This window comes from Streptomyces sp. NPDC020898 (assembly GCF_044333925.1).
GTDB lineage: Bacteria > Actinomycetota > Actinomycetes > Streptomycetales > Streptomycetaceae > Streptomyces.
Genome location: NZ_JBIRRV010000014.1, coordinates 1 through 17914, shown reverse-complemented (window position 1 = coordinate 17914; position 17914 = coordinate 1). Strand labels below are relative to the sequence as shown.

16 protein-coding genes and 2 pseudogenes are annotated in these 17914 nt (G+C 69.0%); 14 read left to right on the top strand and 4 right to left on the bottom strand.

All coding sequences use genetic code 11. The annotated features are described in order from the left end of the window. Window positions 1-216 precede the first annotated feature (216 nt). Window positions 217-396, bottom strand: coding sequence for a hypothetical protein (locus ACH4TV_RS34535; protein WP_398405198.1), 180 nt, complete (start codon window positions 394-396; stop codon window positions 217-219). A gap of 419 nt (window positions 397-815) precedes the next feature. Between ACH4TV_RS34535 and ACH4TV_RS34530 the strand changes: the two genes are divergently transcribed. From ACH4TV_RS34530 to ACH4TV_RS34515, 4 genes and pseudogenes are all read left to right on the top strand, one after another. Further along, window positions 816-2192, top strand: coding sequence for an erythromycin esterase family protein (locus ACH4TV_RS34530; protein ID WP_398405196.1), 1377 nt, complete (start codon window positions 816-818; stop codon window positions 2190-2192). Window positions 2193-2350: 158 nt separating this feature from the next. Next, a pseudogene (locus ACH4TV_RS34525) lies at window positions 2351-2602 on the top strand (hypothetical protein); the annotation flags it as partial. Window positions 2603-2699: 97 nt separating this feature from the next. Beyond that, entirely contained in the window at window positions 2700-3323 is a 624-nt protein-coding gene (locus ACH4TV_RS34520; RefSeq protein WP_398405194.1) for a hypothetical protein, read from the top strand. Between the two features lie 41 nt (window positions 3324-3364). After that, window positions 3365-3761 (top strand): annotated as a pseudogene (locus ACH4TV_RS34515) (transposase family protein); the annotation flags it as partial. Between the two features lie 58 nt (window positions 3762-3819). On the opposite strand, the gene ACH4TV_RS34510 reads toward ACH4TV_RS34515, so the two are convergent. Both ACH4TV_RS34510 and ACH4TV_RS34505 read right to left on the bottom strand, forming a co-directional pair. Then, a complete protein-coding gene (locus ACH4TV_RS34510) occupies window positions 3820-4212 on the bottom strand; it encodes a nuclear transport factor 2 family protein (RefSeq protein WP_398405192.1) in 393 nt (130 codons plus the stop codon). A 361-nt stretch (window positions 4213-4573) separates the two neighbouring features. Further along, window positions 4574-4936: a winged helix-turn-helix transcriptional regulator gene (locus ACH4TV_RS34505; protein WP_398405190.1), complete on the bottom strand. Its 363-nt coding sequence runs from the start codon at window positions 4934-4936 to the stop codon at window positions 4574-4576. A gap of 55 nt (window positions 4937-4991) precedes the next feature. Here ACH4TV_RS34505 and ACH4TV_RS34500 point away from each other — a divergent pair, with 55 nt between their 5' ends. From ACH4TV_RS34500 to ACH4TV_RS34470, 7 genes are all read left to right on the top strand, one after another. Then, entirely contained in the window at window positions 4992-6239 is a 1248-nt protein-coding gene (locus tag ACH4TV_RS34500; RefSeq protein ID WP_398405188.1) for an MFS transporter, read from the top strand. A gap of 508 nt (window positions 6240-6747) precedes the next feature. Then, the gene (locus ACH4TV_RS34495; protein WP_398405186.1) at window positions 6748-7497 is read left to right on the top strand and encodes an SDR family oxidoreductase; all 750 of its coding nucleotides are present in this window, start codon (window positions 6748-6750) and stop codon (window positions 7495-7497) included. A gap of 418 nt (window positions 7498-7915) precedes the next feature. After that, window positions 7916-8752: a helix-turn-helix transcriptional regulator gene (locus ACH4TV_RS34490; RefSeq protein ID WP_398405184.1), complete on the top strand. Its 837-nt coding sequence runs from the start codon at window positions 7916-7918 to the stop codon at window positions 8750-8752. Between the two features lie 247 nt (window positions 8753-8999). Next, window positions 9000-9593 (top strand): TetR/AcrR family transcriptional regulator, encoded by a 594-nt coding sequence (locus tag ACH4TV_RS34485; RefSeq protein WP_398405182.1) that lies wholly within the window; start codon window positions 9000-9002, stop codon window positions 9591-9593. 113 nt (window positions 9594-9706) lie between these two features. After that, window positions 9707-10444, top strand: a complete 738-nt coding sequence (locus tag ACH4TV_RS34480; RefSeq protein WP_398405180.1) for an NADPH-dependent F420 reductase — start codon at window positions 9707-9709, stop codon at window positions 10442-10444. 123 nt (window positions 10445-10567) lie between these two features. Next, the gene (locus ACH4TV_RS34475) at window positions 10568-11389 is read left to right on the top strand and encodes an NADPH-dependent F420 reductase (RefSeq protein ID WP_398405420.1); all 822 of its coding nucleotides are present in this window, start codon (window positions 10568-10570) and stop codon (window positions 11387-11389) included. A gap of 813 nt (window positions 11390-12202) precedes the next feature. Further along, window positions 12203-12499, top strand: a complete 297-nt coding sequence (locus ACH4TV_RS34470; protein WP_398405178.1) for a hypothetical protein — start codon at window positions 12203-12205, stop codon at window positions 12497-12499. Between the two features lie 127 nt (window positions 12500-12626). On the opposite strand, the gene ACH4TV_RS34465 is transcribed toward ACH4TV_RS34470, so the two are convergent. Further along, on the bottom strand, window positions 12627-12800 hold the full coding sequence (locus tag ACH4TV_RS34465) for a hypothetical protein (RefSeq protein WP_398405176.1): 174 nt from the start codon (window positions 12798-12800) through the stop codon (window positions 12627-12629). Window positions 12801-13500: 700 nt separating this feature from the next. Here ACH4TV_RS34465 and ACH4TV_RS34460 point away from each other — a divergent pair. The 3 genes from ACH4TV_RS34460 (at window position 13501) to ACH4TV_RS34450 (ending at window position 17214) form a co-directional block, all read left to right on the top strand. Then, the gene (locus ACH4TV_RS34460; protein ID WP_398405174.1) at window positions 13501-15894 is read left to right on the top strand and encodes a hypothetical protein; all 2394 of its coding nucleotides are present in this window, start codon (window positions 13501-13503) and stop codon (window positions 15892-15894) included. Between the two features lie 50 nt (window positions 15895-15944). Beyond that, a complete protein-coding gene (locus tag ACH4TV_RS34455; RefSeq protein ID WP_398405419.1) occupies window positions 15945-16388 on the top strand; it encodes a Scr1 family TA system antitoxin-like transcriptional regulator in 444 nt (147 codons plus the stop codon). Window positions 16389-16455: 67 nt separating this feature from the next. Further along, window positions 16456-17214, top strand: a complete 759-nt coding sequence (locus tag ACH4TV_RS34450) for a GNAT family N-acetyltransferase (protein ID WP_398405172.1) — start codon at window positions 16456-16458, stop codon at window positions 17212-17214. Window positions 17215-17914: the final 700 nt, after the last annotated feature.

The window sequence follows — 17914 nt, the reverse complement described above, 5'->3', positions numbered from 1 at the left end:
GAGGGAGTATCCCGACTCCCTCAGCACCACGCGAAACATTTACCTGTTCCCGGACATCAAGCAGGTCTGAACAGAAGAACTTGACAGGGAAGGTCACCCGAGACCGGACCCGGCGCCGTCTCCATTACCGCGATGCGCCATCCGGCCCCGCCAGAGGCTGCGGCTGGCGTTCCCAAACCCGACCACGGAGCCGTGCCAGCAACCTGGGCACCCTGATCAGCGCCGCCACACCCACACCAAAGAAGGCCCGTACTCCCGCCGGTCGGCGGGAGTACGGGCCTTCTTGCGTTTCAGGGCCGTGGGAACACAGGCAGGCTGCCGCTCTTGATGGGTCAGTTCCTGGAGCAGCGCGCCGTACGGGTCCGGGTGCTGTCCGCACAGGATCCTCAGCCACACGCGAGCACCGCCGACTCCCTCTTCACGTGCAGGCGCGTGACCACCGAGAGGACAACGCGGTACGGCAACTGCCCAGGCGTTTCGGCCTCGTACTGCGTCGCCTTCTCCGGGTGCCGAACCTCCTGGGTGTTAACGGCGTCAACGCTGGAGGCCTCGCTCGTTTGCTCCACCGCGGGGCTGGCGCCGCTCGCGCTTCAGGGGTGTCGAGGCCCTGGTGGGAGGTCAGAAATTTCTGACCTCCGTCGCCGACTCTCAGCTGGCAGCGACTCCGGCCCAATCCGAGCGGGTGGAGGGCGCCGCAGGCAGGCGGCAGGTCCCGGAGTGGCATTTGCTCTACAGCGGACCTGTGGTTATCCCCAGGAGGAAAACTGGAGGTGGCAGGCTGCCCGGGACCTGCCGCCCATCGGCAGCCTTGATTCATGCCTGTATTTCACAGATCACATCGATTGCATCGGCTACTGCTGCTCCTGCTGGCGCTGACGCTCGGGGTCGGCACGCTGACGGTCGCCGCCCGGCCGGCGCACGCGATGACCACCACCGATCCGGTGCGCGAACTGGCGCGCGTCGCGGAGCCGCTGCGTTCCACGGAGGCCGGCGCCCCCGCCGGCGATCTGCGCCCGCTCGGTCGCATGATCGGCTCGGCGAAGATCGTCGGCCTGGGTGAGGCTACGCACAGCTCTCGGCAGTTCTTCACGATGAAGCACCGCGTCTTCCGCCACCTCGTCGAGGAGAAGGGCTTCACCACCTTCGCGCTGGAGGCGCCCTGGTCCACCGGCCTGGTCCTCAACGAGTACGTGTTGTACGGGAAGGGCGATCCGGAGAAGCTCATGCGGGAGGAGTTCCAGAGCTCGTACCGGATATGGAACACCCGCGAGTATCTCGATCTGCTGAGGTGGATGCGCGCCCACAACGTTCGCCACCCCGACCGCCCGGTGCAGTTCATGGGTGAGGACAACGGCTACGCGGGACCTGAGCTCTTCGACGCGGTCACGGACTATGTGTCCGCGCACCACCCGGAGCTGCTGCCGGAGTTCCGCCGCCTTTACCGCGAGCTCCGGCCGACGGGGAGCGTGGAGGAGACCGTCAACGAGAACATGGCCAGGCCCATCGCCGAGCGCGAGCGGACGGCCGTGGATGTGCGGCGCGCCTACGAGCTGCTTCAGGCGCAGGGGCCGGACGGGGACCGGCAGGCGTACGAGTGGATCCTCCAGCACGCCAGGGCCATCTCCCAGACCGGCACCCTCTACGCGTACTACGACTTCTCCGACCCGGAGAAGATCGCCCGGGCCATGCTCTACCGCGACCAGATCATGGCGGAGAACACTGTGTGGTGGCAGCGGCACACCGGCCACCGGATGCTGTTGTCGGCCCACAACGGCCATGTCTCCTACGAGTCCGACAACCCTGAGCAGTATCCGAAGACCCAGGGGGAGTTCATACGCCAGACGGTCGGGGCCGAGTACGTGAACATCGGTTACACCTTCGGGCAGGGCTCGTTCAACGCGATGGATCTGACGGATCCGGAGGAGCCCTACCGTCGCTTCTCCGTGAAGCCGCTGGGCGCGGGCAGCAGTGAGGAGGTACTGGAGCGAGTCTCGCGCCGGGACTACTACGTCGATCTGCGGGCCGTGCCCGAGCCGGCGCGAGACTGGCTGATGGCGAAGCGGCTGACCCGCTCCATCGGGAACGCCTGGCCGGAGGACCCCTACCAAACCTCACTCGGGCGCCAGTTCGACGTGCTGATACACCTCCATCGCGTCACGGCTGCGGATCTCCTGTCAACGACCCGGGACTGAAAGTCCCGGGCTGGCACAACCGAACGGCTGTGATCGTTCGCAGGTGCTGAGTCCGAACGAGTCGCGGCGGGAGCGCGATCACCTCATCCGGCTCGACTTCGACCGTCACTACAGGCGCCATGGCTGCTCATCCGCTCACGCTGACCTGGGACGACGGCCTGCTGATCAACGCCATTGCCGCCGCCGTCCTCGGGGGCACCAGTCTGTTCGGCGGCCGCGGCTCGACCTGGTCGGCGCTGCTGGGTGTCGAGCCCGCGGTCCAGTTCGTGACCACCGGTGGCGTGCTGCTCACCGCGGTGCTCTTCGATTCGCTGGCGCGGCGCGCGGCGGAGTCGGGCGGGCCCAGGGCAAGGACCCTGGCCAAAGGGTCCGTCAGCAAGCTGATCGTCCTTACTGACGGACCCTCATAAATGCTCGAGGCTAACCAAGATTTGTCCCGTAACCGGGCGGCGGCCCCAGACCGATCCCGGATCGCACCATGTCAGTGGCTGGTGACAGGATCCAGGGGTGCTGATCAAGGGATACGGCGACGGCCCGTTGGTGGCGGGCGAGTCGCTGCTGGCCCGCCCAGGCTTCTGGTCGAACTACCTCCTGGCGATGTGCAGTGACGGGGCTTGTGCTGAGCGGCCGGTTCCAGAGTGGTTCGGTGATGACAGCGCCGATGCTGATGCCCTGTCCGAGGTCCTCTTCGATCCCGAACGCTGGCCGGTGTTCCGAGTGCCGGCCGAAGACGGTCCCGGAGCTGTGGTGATCTACCGCAACCTGGTCGGCGACTACGGCACCGACTACCTCCTCACCCATCCAGGCAGGAGCTCCGCCCAGCAGATCGCCAGCTGGGAAGGATATTTCTCGGGGACTGGGCTGAGGTGGCACGAACTGGTCCGCCTCGCTGACAGCCCGTCCTCCACGGCCGAAGGTGTCCAGGACCCAGCCGCCCGGCTCCTGTTGGCCCTTCCCCTCCTTACCGACCTGGACGTACCAGGGCCAGCACAGGCAACACTCATAGTCGCTCTGACCTCGGCTGGAGCACCGCAAGGCACTGCGTTCACCACGGCGGAGCACCTGCTCGCCCACCTCACGAGAAATTCCCGACACGATCCCGGGTGGGAGTCTCCGCTGAGTGGCAGCTGAAAGCGGGCCACGTCTCAGGCACTCCGTGGAACGATCTTGGCATGACTGGTGTGATCACGGCGTCGGAGCCGTCCTGGACAGCCCCGTTCACCGGACTGAGCTTGTGCCAGTTCGGCAAGCTGGTGACCGTGCTGCGGCGCGAGGGTGCGGAAGCGGGTCTGCGCCGGTCGGTCGTGGGGCCTTCCGCTGGAGGACCGGCCGCTGCTGGTCGCGGCGTACTGGCGGACAAATTTGACGATGCGGCAGATTGCCCCGCTCTTCGGCATTTCGAAGTCTGCAGCTCACCGGATCATCGACCGCCTCGGCCCGATGCTCGCGCTCCAGCCCCGCAAACGGTTCGCCAAGGACACCGTGCTCAACGTGGACGGAACCCTGGTGCCCACCCACGACCACACCGTCGCCGCGCAGTCGAAGAACTGCAGGTACTCCACCCATCACCCGCGCACTGACCGGCGACCTCGATGCCGTCACTGCCGGGCTCACCCTCAGCGGCTTCCTAGAAGCGATGTGGCCACGTGAGATGGATGACCCGCCGGGAAATGCGCCAGCCGTCATCAGTGCGTCGCAGGTCGTCGGCGTAGACGACGCTGGCGACACCGCCGCCCTCCAGCAGGCTCAGACCTTTGGATCGGGCCCGCACCTCGTCGCCCGGGCCTTCCGACACGACGATGTTCGTCGTGTGGTGGGCTTTCGCGTGTCCGGGGGCGTTCATGAAGGTCGCGATCGCGTCCAGCCCGACGACCGGGTCGCCGCCGAAGACGCTGCCGTCCCACACTGCGTCTTCGGTGAGGCATTCGCCGAGACGGTCCAGGTCGTGGTCGTCCATGATGTGCGCCCACAGCGCCAGGGCCCTGCTGATTTCGACGGTGTCTTCATGGGTGGGTTTCACGTTCGGCTCTCCCTCTTGTGCGTTGCTGGATCAGGCTTTTACGCCGCTCAGCATGGCCAGCACCGGGTCGTAGGCGCCGTTGGCCTCGGCGATTCTCTCCTTCGCCGCAGGGGCCGGGCGCACCCGGCAGCCTCGACTATGGGGGTGTATAGGCGGGGGCGGGAGAGGATCACCTATCCATGGACCGACGATCCTCCCCAGCCGGCCACCGTGGAGAGCGGGGGTGTCCTGGCTAGCTCGATTTCGCGGACGTTTTCCCAAGCCAGAGCTGACACCACCTTTACGACCAACCATGATCGGAACCACAGCTGCCGTGACTGTGCCCGCGCCGCGCGATTCGTGGCCGGATCGGCGAACGGGGTTACCGTTGCGCGTCGGCATGTGCGCGGGCGCGTTCGATGTCGGGGACGTGGCTCTCGGCCCATTCCCGGACAGCGCGTAGGGGTGTCAGCAGCGACCGGCCGAGGTCGGTGAGGGCGTATTCGACATGCGGGGGATTTGCGGGAATCTCCGTGCGAGAGATCAGACCGTCGTACTCCATCGCGCGAAGCGTCTCGGTGAGCGCCTTCGGTGTGATCCCCCGGATGTGCGCCTTGAGCTCGGTGAATCGCATCGGCCTGTTGTCCAGCGCGTTGACGATGAACACCGTCCAGCGCGCCCCGATCCGGTGCAGAACGGTGCGACTGGGGCAGGTCGCGGCCATGATGTTGTAAGCCTTACCCATGCACGACTCCCGGTAGCGTTGTGGATACCGGTATAGAATCTATACCGTCCGGGTCGTGTCTACTCCCGATTGCACGGTCCGTCCCTCGATAGCTCGGCACGGCCGATTCGTCGCAGCGATCGTCATCGACTCGCTCGGCACCGGCGTCTTCATCCCCGTTTCGATGCTGTATTTCCTGGCCACGACGTCGCTGACGCTGGTGCAGGTGGGCGCGGCGCTGACGACGGCCGGGCTGCTGGCGCTCCCGGCGGGTCCTCTGGTCGGCGGACTGGTCGACCGGTACGGCGCCAAGCCGGTACTGCAGGCGGCAAACCTGGCCCAGGCGCTCGGCTTCGCCGGCTATCTCGTCGTGGGCCAGACATGGCAGATCGTCATCTGCGCCTGGTTGAACAGTGCCGGGCGGGCGGTGTCCTCCAGCTGCTACGGCGTGACCGTCACGGCGCTGGCCGCGCCCGGCCAACGCGAGCGCTGGTTCGGTCTTCTGGGGTCGGTACGCAACCTCGGCTACGCACTCGGCGGGCTCCTCTCCGCCGTCGCCGTCAGCATCGGTACTCAAGGCGCCTACGCCGCGATCGTGGTCGTCAACGCCTTGTCCTATGTCGCCGCCTTCGTGCTGATGCGGGCCGTGCCGAATGGCCGTCCCGAAGCGGGCCAGGAGGCTGCTGGAGGCTGGGGGCGCGTGCTCCGGGACCGGCGGTACCTGTCACTGGTCGCGCATCAACTGTGTTTCGCGATCTCCTTGTTCGCCCTCAACATCGCGATACCGGTCTACGCCGTGGACGTGCTGGGACTGCCTGGATGGACTGCCGGCGCGGTCTTCACGCTCAACACCCTGATGGTCGGCTTCGGCCAAGGCCTCGTGGTCGGGTGGCTCAGCGGGCGGATCCGCAGCCGCGTCCTCGTCGCCGGACACGCCTGCTTTGCGGCCGGCTACCTCCTGTTCCTCGCCGCCGACCGCGTGGCTGCGCTCGCCCTCGCGGTCGGCTTCGTGTTGCTCGGTGCAGGCAGCTACACCTTCGGTGAACTCCTCGGCGGCCCCATCACGTCGACTGTCGCCGCGGAGAGTGCCCCAGACGCTCTCCGCGGCCGGTACTTGGCCCTCAACCAGCTCGCCGTGACTGTCGCAGGAGCGGTCGCTCCGGCCGCGCTCTCCGGGTTGCTGTCTACCGGGGCAGCCTCGATCTGGCTGACCCTGGTGGGCGTCAGCGTCCTCGGAGCCTCGCTCGCCACTGCGATCGGCAAGGTGGTGCCGGCGGCGCAGAGCCGCATCGGAGGTGTCCAACCGGCGGATCTCCATGCGTAGTTCGCGCCCGCAGTAGACCTCTCACCCCGTCGCCGCCCCGAACGCCTTCGCCCACGCCTGCCCGGCGATCGTGGCCTCCACGGCCACCGTCTCTTGATACGTCCTTACAAACGTTCATGATCACGGTGGCCGTACCCATGCCCACACCCGCCCCTGACACGCCCGACCTGCACCAACACCAGAACTACAACTGCCGTGTCAGTGACTCCTGCTATCTGGTGTCGTGCGATTCATGCCTTTCACCGCGCTGCACTGCGAAGCCGGGCGCCTCATCAACCTGCAGAGCGTCGTCCAACACCCCGCCCTCGACGTCGCCTCTTCCCACGCCGACCGCCTCACCATCGCCACCTCCACCGCCACGACACCGGATCCGCTGCGCAGAGCCGCTTCACGAGGCAGAGACGGCCGATCCATGGATAAACCTTCCTCTCCCGCCCCTGTGCTGGGGTCTCTACGGTCGAGGCTGCGGGCGTGCACCGGCCCGCCGTAGCGAAGGAACAAGACCCCCATGAAGATGACTGGCAACACGATTCTGATCACCGGCGGGACCTCGGGCATCGGCCTCGGTCTGGCCCTGAGCCTGCACGAGGCCGGCAACAAGGTGATCGTCGCCGGCCGGCGCAAGGAACTCCTCGACGAGATCACGGCCGGGCACCCGGGCATCGACGCCCTCGTCCTCGATGTCGCGGACCCCGACTCGATCGCCCGGGCCCGCGAGAGTGTGGCGGCGAGCCACCCGGGGCTGAACGTGCTGGTCAACAACGCCGGCATCATGCTGCCGGAGAACCTTCTCGACCCGGCCGAACTCGCGGTCGCCGAGGATCACATCACGGTCAACCTGCTCGGCTCGATCCGGATGACGTATGCCTTCCTGCCCCTGATCGCGGGCAAGGACGACGCGGCCGTCATGAACGTCACCTCCGCGCTGGCGTTCGTCCCGTACGCGATCGCTCCGACCTACGGCGCGACGAAGGCCGCGCTGCACTCCTTCTCCGAGAGCCTGCGCATCCAGCTCGCCGGTGCCGATGCCGGTATCCAGGTGATCGAGATGGTTCCGCCGGGTGTGCGCACGACCCTGATGGGTCAGCAGGATGCCGACGACGCCATGCCGTTGGACGAGTTCCTCACCGAGGTTCTCGGTCTGCTGCGTGAGAAGCCCGACGCGAAGGAGCTGGTCGTCGAGCGCGCCGGGTTCCTCCGCGACGCGGTGGCCAACGGCTCCTACGGCGACGTCCTCGCCATGATCAACAGCAGCTGACCGCCCGGTCATGACCGACGCGGAACAACAGCACGCGAGCGGGTCCTGTGGGGCCTTATCAGGGACGAACGCGAGCTGACCCGCATCGGGGAGGTCCTCACCGAAGACGCGCCCGTCACACGACGAACACGGTCGTGTCGGCAAGGCCGGGCGACGAGGCCCGGGGCCGGTCAAGGCGTTGGGTGTCCTTGAGGGGGACCATCGCCGCAGGCCGTCGGCCAGACCGATGGCCTGGGGCGCACCGCCGACAGTCGGCGCATTCCCCAGCGGGTCATGCAGGTCAGGTGACCATCGGGTCGTCTCGCCGCGAGCGCCTTCAGCGTCGGTCGTACGAGCGGCTTCGCGCTGAGGACAGGAGGGCTCAGCCATGGATCGGCGGTCTCTGGATAGCCGGGCGGGATGTCGCGAGGATGAGGGCATGGACAAGAAGGAACTAGCGGAATTCCTGCGGCACCGGCGTGAGATGTTGCGCCCCCGCGACGTCGGGCTGGTCGAGGGGGCGCGCAGGCGTACGCAGGGGCTGCGCCGCGAGGAGGTCGCGCAGCTCGCCGGCATGTCCACCGACTACTACGCCCGGCTGGAGCAGCAGCGTGCGCCGCAACCCTCCGTCCAGATCACCACGGCCCTCGCCCGGGCACTGCGGCTGACCCTGGACGAACGCGACCACCTCTTCGTCCTCATCGGCCACAACGCCCCGGCCCGCTTCCACCGCTCCGAACACGTCAGCCCGACGCTGCTGCGGGTCCTGGACCGCCTGGACGACACCCCGGCCCTGGTAACCACCGACCTGGTCGACACCCTCGCGATGAACCCCTTGGCCATCGCGCTGCTCGGCGACCAGACCCGCCACACCGGTCTGGCCGGCAGCGGCTACTACCGTTGGTTCATGGACCCGGCCGAGCGTCTGGTGTATCCCGAGGAGACTCACGAAAGCCACGGCCGCGCCCAGGCGGCACGCCTGCGGGCCGCGCTGACCGCCGGCAGCGACACTCCCCGGGCCGCCCGGATCCTGGCCGAACTCCAGGAACACAGCCCCGAGTTCGTCCGCATGTGGGAACTGCAGGAGGTCGCCCGCTACGGCGACTGCAAGACCATCCTCCACCCCGAACTCGGCCGCATCGACGTCGACGCCCAGCTCCTGTACACCGAGAACCGCGCCCAGACCCTGGTGGTACTGACCACCCGCCCCGGCACGGAGAGCCATAGCAAACTCGAACTGCTCTCCGTCATCGGACACCAACAGCTCACCCCCTGATGTCCTGGACCGGGGACCGGGCCGGGCCGGGCGCGGGAGGGGCCGGACAAGGGCACCCTGGAATGGTGCAGCCCGTACGGCTATGGCCGCGCGCTCTGTGGTCGGAGATGGCGGCCCGCTGGGCTGTCCGGGCTCCGTGGTCGGGCCGCCCATTTGACCGGATGCCGCCTCCGCTTTACGCTCAAGTCCATACGGAGGCGGTGTCCGTTTTGCTGCGGCCGCCAGATCACTGCAGGCAGGAGGGCGCATGAGCGCCGGTGAACAGCGGGGACGCAAGCCCCGCGCGGACGTCCAGCGCAACCGCGCCGCCCTCCTGGAGACCGCGCAGCGTCACTTCCTGCAGCACGGGGTCGGCACCTCCCTCGAGGCGGTGGCCAAGGAGGCCGGCGTCGGACCCGGCACCCTGTACCGGCACTTCCCCACCCGGGAAGCACTGCTGGCGGCTGTGCTGCAGACACGCTCCGAGGAACTGGTGGCCCGCCAGGCGGACATCGAGCGCCTCGGCGACCCCGCCGAGGCGCTGGAGCAGTGGCTGCGCGCCATGGAGGAGTACTTCAGCGCCTTCAGCGGGCTGCCCGACCCGCTCATGGCCGCGGCCCGGGCGCAGGAGCCGGACAACCCGCTCACCATCCCCTGCGACATCCTCATCACGGCCACCGACCAGTACGTGCGCGCCGCGCAGCGCGCCGGGCGCGTGCGTGCGTCCGTGCGGGGGCACGACCTGTTCCTCGCGGCCTGCTCCGTCGCCTGGATCAAGGGCACCGGCACCGAGGAGGAGCCGCTCGACCGGCTCCGCACGCTCATCGCGAGCGGCTACCGCGAGCGGGACACCCCGGCGTAAACCGCCCGCCACCCCGCACCCCGCCCCGGCCCCCGCAACGCCAGGCGGTACCCCTGCACGGCCATCACCTCGCGCTGCCCTCAGGGGCGGCACAACCTCGCAAGGAACAAATCATGAAAATTACTGTCATAGGCGCCGGTGCCATCGGTGGGAATCTCGCCGCCAAGCTCAGCACGGCCGGTCACGACGTCCAGGTCGCCGACGCCCGCGGCCCCGAGGCCGTCCGGGCCGAGGTGCTGCAGTCCGGGGCCCGCGCGGCGGACCTCGCCGACGCCGTCCAGGGCCGGGACGTCATCGTCCTGTCGATCCCGTTCGGGGTGGCGGGCCAGCTGGCGGACCTGTTCGCGTCGGTGCCCGACGAGACGGTGGTCATCGACACCGCGAACTACTACCCCGGCATGCTCAGCGAGCCGATCGAGGCGGTGGACAACGGCCAGGTGGAGAGCGTGTACACCGCCGAGCTGCTGGGGCGCCCCGTGGTCAAGGCGTGGAACGCCGCCCTGGCCGAAACCCAGCGGACCAAGGGTGTTCCGGCCGGAACACCCGGCCGCCTCGCCATCCCCGTCGCCGGCGACTCCGAGGAGGCGCGGAAGGTGGCCATGAGCCTGGTGGAGGACACCGGCTTCGATGCCTACGACGCCGGGACGCTGGCCGACTCCTGGCGCCAGCAGCCCAACAGCCCCGCCTACTGCACCGAACTGACCCTCGACGAGCTGGCGGCGGCCCTGGCCGCAGCCGACCGCGCCAAGGACGCGGCCATCCGCGACAGCCTCCCGGAACGCTTCGCCGCCCTCGGTGCCCATCCCACCGTCGACGACGTCGTCGAGATGAACCGCGCCGCCCACCGCTGAACCACCCGACACGGCTCTCGTGCCCGCAACAGCACGGGAGCGGCAGTCCCGGCACGCCACGACCACACACGACGAACACGAAGAGCGGCGCTCACTTCGGCAAGGTCGTCAGCACTCACCTACATCACCGCGTCCGCGGCCGGCCCGCAGCCCCGGTCGCGCCGCAAAGACCAAGCCCCGGAACGGACAGGGAGTTTCACCATGAAGATCGGCGTTCTCGGCACCGGGAACATCGGCAAGACGTTGACCAGGCGGCTGAGCGAGGCCGGGCACGAGGTGAAGGCGGCCAATTCGCGCGGCCCGGAGACGATCGAGGCGGACGTGCTGTCCTCGGGCGGACGCGCGGTGACAGCGGCGGAAGCCGTAGTGGACGTCGACGCCGTGATCCTCTCCATTCCCTTCACCCGCATTCCGCAGGTCGCGCCACTGATCGCCAACGTGCTGGCTGACACGGTTGTCATCGACACGTCGAACTACTTCCCGCATCGGGACCACGGAATCGCGGCGATCGAGGCCGGCCAGGCCGAGAGCGTGTGGGCCGCCAAGCAGCTGGGCCGGCCCCTCGTCAAGGCGTGGAACTCGATCGGATCCGAGTCGTTCGCGCACAGGAACAAGCCGGCGGGAAGTACCGACCGCATCTCGCTCCCCGTCGCGGCCGACAGTCCGCGAGAGCGTGACCTGGCAATGGCACTCGTCGAGGACACCGGATTCGACGCCTTTGACGCGGGCCCGCTCGCGCAATCGTGGCGGCAGCAGCCCGGCACACCCGCCTACTGCACGGATCTCACCCGTCAGGAGCTGCCGGACGCACTCGCGGCGGCCGACGCGGCGCGATCACCGAAGCGGCGCGACCTCATGCTCGCCGTGGTCCAGGAACGCTTCGGGGCCGGCACGCAACCGGACGCGGAATACCTTGTCCGGCTGAACCGCGCAATTTCCCTGTGAGGAAGGACGGGGGCTGACGCGGTGACCCGTGAGAGGCCCTCGTATCTCGCCCCCGTCTCCAGTTGCTCCGCGACCAACGCCGCCACCCCCGGTGGCACGTCGGCCGACACCGATAGGAGGGTGCCCAGCATCCGTACGGTGCCCCACTGCACCGCCCAGCCCCGGCCGGCTATGAGACCGGCGCTTGGCCCGGGCCTGTTCCAAGGCCACCAGCGGTATGGCCAGGACGGGCCACTGCCACGCGGCGCCGTAGGCGCACCCCAGCACGGTGGCGAACGCACAGGCAACCGTGCGGTGCACGGACACCTTCCACACGGCGGTCAGAGCAGTGGTGAGCGCGCACAGGGCGGCCATAGCGAAGGCGGTGGCGGTCACCGGCTCTGCGGCGTCCATCAGGACCATGACGGCCGTCACATACAAGTTCAGGCCCACCGCGAACGGCAGACGCTGAGCCCGCACGCTCAGGTGCCGGTCCGCCCAACGGCCCTTGCGTACCTCGGCGCGGACGAACAGGCTGGGCGGGACCACGAACACTCCGGCCGCCGGCAGGCCCCAGCCGATCCCCACCGCTTGGCCGCCGCGTGCGCCAGCCAGTGGGAAGGCGGCGAACAGCAGGTACTTTGGGTCGAGGCCGTTCGTCACCCGACGGGCGAACAACGCTGCCGGAGAGGGTGTGCGAGGGACCGGATCGTTCAGATGGGGACCTTGACCGGTTGCCAGTGAAGGTTGGCCAACGCCGGTTTGTGACACTGCAGTTTGATCGCCGCAGCGGACATAGGCTGATGCCACCATCAGCCGGAGGAGCGTCACACCATGGAACCGACCGTCGACGGGCCAGCGCCGCAGGTTACCGCCACAGACATCCGTACCCTTTTGGACTCTTCAGCTGAGCTCCCCGTCCTGTACATCAGCTACGGTCCTGGCGACGGGGGCACCGAAGCGGAGTTGGACGTGTGGGCCACAGGCCTGGTCGACCAGCCCGACATCGTCCTCACCCGCGCGACCGCTCTGGACCTGCTCGGTGAGGACCCCAATAGCGAGACCATCGCGGGGTTCCTGCCTGAGGTTCAGAAAACCGTGGACCAGATGATCTCGGCCCGAGGCATGTGAACGGCCAGGTCGTGCCCGGCACCCCAGGCTGCACAGTTGGGCCGACCTGTGTCATCAATCTGCGGTCGGATCCTGGGCCCGGTGACCACCCCAGAACCTGGATTTGGGCCTAGGTTTCCGACGGCCGTCAGTAGCCGTCCTGTTCGAGGGCCTGGCGCACGTTCCTGCGCACGCGTGCCTCCCACAGTGAGACCGTGCCCTCCGGCGCCGGGTGGTCCAGCCGCAGCAGTCGGCGCCGGGCGTCCTCGGTCCGTGCCCGGCACTGCGCCCATGTCCCGCCCGGGTCGTGCGTGCCGCACACGCAGCCGTACGCGATCGGCCCCTCCGGCCGCTTCCTTCTGCGTCCTGGACCCGAGAACCGGACGAGGGATCGAGGACGTCGTCGTGCTCCATGCCGGAGGGGGATCGGTGCCCCCAGTCCGGCGAGCCGATAGTGGCTCCTGCCGTTCCCCGTCCCGTTGTGGACGGGCTGCTGCGCATGGTGCCCCCGACGCCGGCCCAAGGGTGTGCGAAGCCGGTCACCAGCGGCAGCGGCTCCAGCGTGTACGCGATGTCGGCCGGCCTACCGGGCCACGGGCGACGTCGCCGCTAACCACCCACCCCATACCCGGGCCGTGTGGGCCGGGTTCTGGTAAGTCGCGGCAAGTTCGTGGCGTCCACAGCGTGCGGCCCACCGGGCTGGTCCTCGCATCGGATCTCCGGGAACAGGGGGCCAGGCATGACGGCGGACAACATGGCGGCGAGTGACGACGACGTGCAAGCGGTGCGCCGCTGGGTGCGGCTCTCGTGCACCGAGCCGGGCGCCCACCTGCCTACCTCGCGAACTCGGTCAGAAGGCCACTCCCTCACTCACCTACACAGCCAAGCCGGCATCCCTGGTGCTGCCCCTGGTGCCTGCCCCTGGGATCTACCCCTGGGGGTCTACCCCTGAGGCCTTTGTCCGGGTACGGTCCGCCTCGCGCAGGAGGCGGACCGCAGCCCCGCCCATGTCTGCTGGAGCCATGGGCTTGAACAGGCGTACGGCGATGAAGGCGGGCCTCCTGACGACCGCGGCGTCAGCGATGGGGCTGAATCCGGCACGGGCACAGGGCACTTCGAGGACCGTCCCGGTGCTCACGGTCCAGGGCGAGGCGGCGATACGGACCAACATCCCGGTCGTACGGGACCGCCGCGCGTCCGGGGGCCGATACCTGACCCTGGCCACCGGGAAGAGGCCGGGCCGGCAGGGCTGGTACGCCACGTACGTCGTCCACGCCCCCGAACCCGGCGTGTACGCCCTGACGGCCGTCGCCACCGCCCCGGTCGAGGCACCACACACCGAGACGACCGCCTCGTACATCCAACTCTCCCTGAACGAGGACCCGTTCACCGAGATCGCCCGCTCCCAGCCGTACTGGTACGAGTCGAAGCCCGCCTGGGGAGACCTCTCCGTACTCGACCTCGGCGAACTCGAACTCCGGTGCGGCGCCAACACGTTGACGTTCCGGGTGACCGAACCGACGGTCCGGGCGGACGGGGCGGTGTACGCGCTCTCGCTGGACCGCTTCACCCTGAGGCGGCGGGAGGGGGTGAGGCTCCGGGAGGTGTCCGCGGGAGAACGGGGCATGTACCGGCGCGGAGAGCCCGCGCACCTGCGCCTACGACTCGACGGCAGCACCGCCCGGCCGCACCGCGTGCGCTACGACGTCACCGACTACTTCGGGAAGCGGGTCTTCGAGGGGTACGCGACGGTCGCGGCCGGCGAGACGACCGCGACCGTCGCCCTTCCTGAACTCCCCCCGGGCAACTACCGGATCGAGGCCGCCGGTGTGACGGGCCACTTCGCCTGCCTGCCCGCACGGCTCGCCCCGTCCGGCCCCGCAAACCGCTTCGGCGTCAACGTCTGGGCCACCTCCCTCATATCCCCCTCCCGCCTGGACGACTTCGCCGCCGCGATGAAGGACATGGGCGCGGGCTGGATACGGGACGGCCAGGCATGGCCCGCCGCCGAGCCGTCGCCGGGCGCGTACGACACGGAGCACCACGACCGGGTGACCCGCACCCTGCGCAAGCACGGCCTGTCGCCCCTGGAGGTCATCTCGCCGGCCCCCGAGTGGGCCATGACGGACGCCTCGCTCCCGCTGCCCGCCGACCTGCGGCACGCGTACCGCTACGCCCGCCGCCTCGCCTCCGGGCACCCGGCGGCCGTCCAGCTCTCCAACGAGCCCGACGTCGACGTCACCAGCAGCACCGGCGACGCGCACGCGGCCTTCGTGAAGGCGGCAGCGCTGGGCATCGCCGACGCGCCCGACCCGCCCCTGGTCGTCCTGCCGGGCATCGCGCAGGCGGGCCCCTTCCAGGACCTGATGCTGGCGAACGACGTGGTGCGGTACGCGGATGTCTGGGCGTTCCACGGCTACCCGGACCCCGCCGAGCAGAACGAACCGGAGGTCCCCGGAGCGGCTGAGGAGCAGCGCGAACTGGCCCGCCGGCACGGGGCACGGGACGTGCCGCGGTGGATGACGGAGTGCGGCGCGTTCCTCACGGTACGGCCGCGCGTCGACCTCACCCCTGCCCAGCAGGCGGTCCAGGCCCGTTATCTGGTCCGCTCCACGGTGGAGGGGCTGGCGGCCGGGAACGGCCGGCAGTTCTGGTTCGCAGGACCGCCGCTGCACGACGACGGGGTGTACTTCGGACTGCTGAGCCGGGAGTTCCAGCCCTTGCCGGCGTTCAGCGCGTGCGCGGCGCTGACCTCGTTGCTGGGGGAGGCGCACTTCGTAGCGCCCGCACGGGGTTTGCCGACCGGAGTGGTCGGCTTCGACTTCGACTCCGGGCGCGGCGAGTCGGTGAGGGTCCTCTGGATGACGTCCTCGAAGCCGGTACGGGTCACCGTGGGGGCGGACGCTGCCGTGTACGACGTCATGGGCGGGCGGTTGGAGACGAGCGGCGGGGCGGTGACGGTCACCCGCGACCCGCTGTACGCGGTGACCACGGGCGGAGCCCCGACACGATCCGCGCGCCCGGAAGAGCGCCGCCCCGGACTCTCCGCGGCCGAACACATCGTCCTCAGCCAGCGTTACCCCGCCCGCAACGCGGCCCCCAACAAGGACAACGGCGACGCGGAACCCCCGCTGGGCTACCGCCTGACCCGCCGCACCCGTATGTCCCTGGACATCTACAACTTCACCGACACCACACGGACGGTGACCGTGAAGGCCCGCCCCGCCGGGAGCTGGTCGGCACGGGCGGACACCCCGGCCCGGGTCGAGGTCCCACCCCAGGGCCGTACGACGGTGAAGTTCACGATCACGGCGGACAGCGGGACTTTGCGCCGAACGGACCACCGCCTGACCTTCACGGCGACGCTCGACGGCGCCGAGGTGCCGCCGTCGGTGTCGCTGGTCCAGCTCAAGTAAGCGAGCCGCACTTTGGGCATCGGCACAGCGGGAAACGCGTCGGCGACTCGATCGGCGAGACCTCGCGGACCGGTTCGTACGTCGCCTTCGGGACCCAGGTACGCCAAGGCGACGGTGATCAAGGAGTACGGCCGCAAGCTGGTGCCGGGCAGTCTGCGAACGCCCGTGTACGCACGAGAGGTACTCGGATCCTGTCCGTCCGGCGAAGAGAGATCAGGAGCGACGAGGAGCGTGACAATCTCCTCGTCACGCGCCTCCGACGTGCCCGCATCCTCGACGACTTCCGCCCACCCGAGGCGTGCGCGCTCTCCGACGAGACCGACCTCCGACGCCATATCGGCGGCCCAGCAGTGGTGTGTGCGCAGCTCCGGCACATTGTCGAGTCGGGCCAGAGCCGCCGCATCCGCGTGCACGTCCTCTCCTTCTCGTCAGGGGCTCAGGCTCTGCCGTGTCGGCGGCCACTTCACATTCCCCAAGTACGGCCAGATATGTGATCACAGTCGGTGATCGATGAGTGCTGATACGCAGCGGGGTTCCAGGAGCGCCTGGTAAGCAAGGCGCATGGAGGAACTTGCACGACTCAGCGATGTCGAGCAGGCCGCGGCCGGCCACGGGCAGTTGATCTGGGCGGCCCAGGGACAGGGTGACAGCCTGGGGCCGGGGGTGCGGGCCTGGCGCCACGGCGCGGCGTTGGCGGTGGCCAGCCCGAACCGGCAACAGGACCGGCTTGCAGTCGAGGGTGACAGCGTCGACGCAGTCGTATTGGTGCGGCGGGTCCTGAAGGAGATCGGCGCGTCCTATCGGCTCTTGGGGGAGGCTGCCTTGATCGATGCGCTGGTGCGGCAGCTGCCCGGCCTGGTGCCTGTCCACAACTTCTTCTGGATGGAGACCACGTCCCCTTCCGGTGTCGCCACCGCAGGCGTGCGGTGGCTGGACGCCCGCGAGGAGAAGGAGGCGACGTCGCTGTTCGATCGCTTTTTCCCCGACTCCTATGCGCAGCCGGGGCGCGCGGGCGTGTGCCGCTGGGCCGGGGTCGTCGGTGAGGTGGACGGCAGCGTCGGGGTGGAGCCGCTGGCTGTCGCGGCGGACGCGTGGTCCGCGGCCGGGTGCGGGTTCATGGGTGGGGTGGTCACCCACCCCTCCGCCCGCGGCCGCGGTCTTGCCCGGGTCGTGTCCGGCTTCGTCCTGGACGCCATCGTCAACCGCTACGGCCGTGCCGCGCTCATGGTGCTCACCAGCAACGCGCCGGCCGTCGCCACGTATGAACGCCTCGGCATGGCCAAGCGTCGGTTCGGAGCAGCGCACATCCCGGCCCGGTGAGGCCAGAGCTCCAGCGCGGCAAGCCGACGCGGCACCCTCACACGGAGTGATCACTGGCGGCCGGACAACTCCCCGCCAGCTGGCCGCCAGTGGGGAATCTCAACTGGCCACTGTCACTCTGCTGACAGGCTTTCTGTCTCCGATCCGGTTCGACGACCTCCCGCCCATCACACGGCCCTCCCCACCCGCATCCCCGTCCGAGAGAGCAAGGCCCCCTCCGGCCCCGCCAACGCCTTCTCCGCCCCTGTCTGCAGGGCCTTCGTCACTTCTGCTTCTCCCGGTCGAACCAGGCCGTGGTGGTGTCACCTTCTTCGGGGGCGCTTATCGTCGTCTTCGGGAGTCACGCATCGCCGTTGGAGGATCAATATCGGCGAGAACTGCAGCCAAGTCGCTCACGCGTGCGAGTGCTCGTGCCGGCGTGGAGGAGGCAGGGCCGTAGGGACTTCTCGGCAAGGCGGTAGGGGCAACGGCCGTGGAGATCACCGTCCAGTGGATCCGGACCATCTGGACGAAGGAATGGGCTTGATGCCGGCGTGCGGGATGCGGTCGGCGGTCGGCGCTGTCCGGGTGAGGTCGGCACCGGTCTCCGTTGCCGGGTCGGGTGGTGCCGGGGGTGCCGGATGCGGTGGGGCTGTCTGCATGGTGGAGAATCGCTGCCATGAGTGAGAACGTCTATTTCCAGGTTTCCGCGAACGGTGAG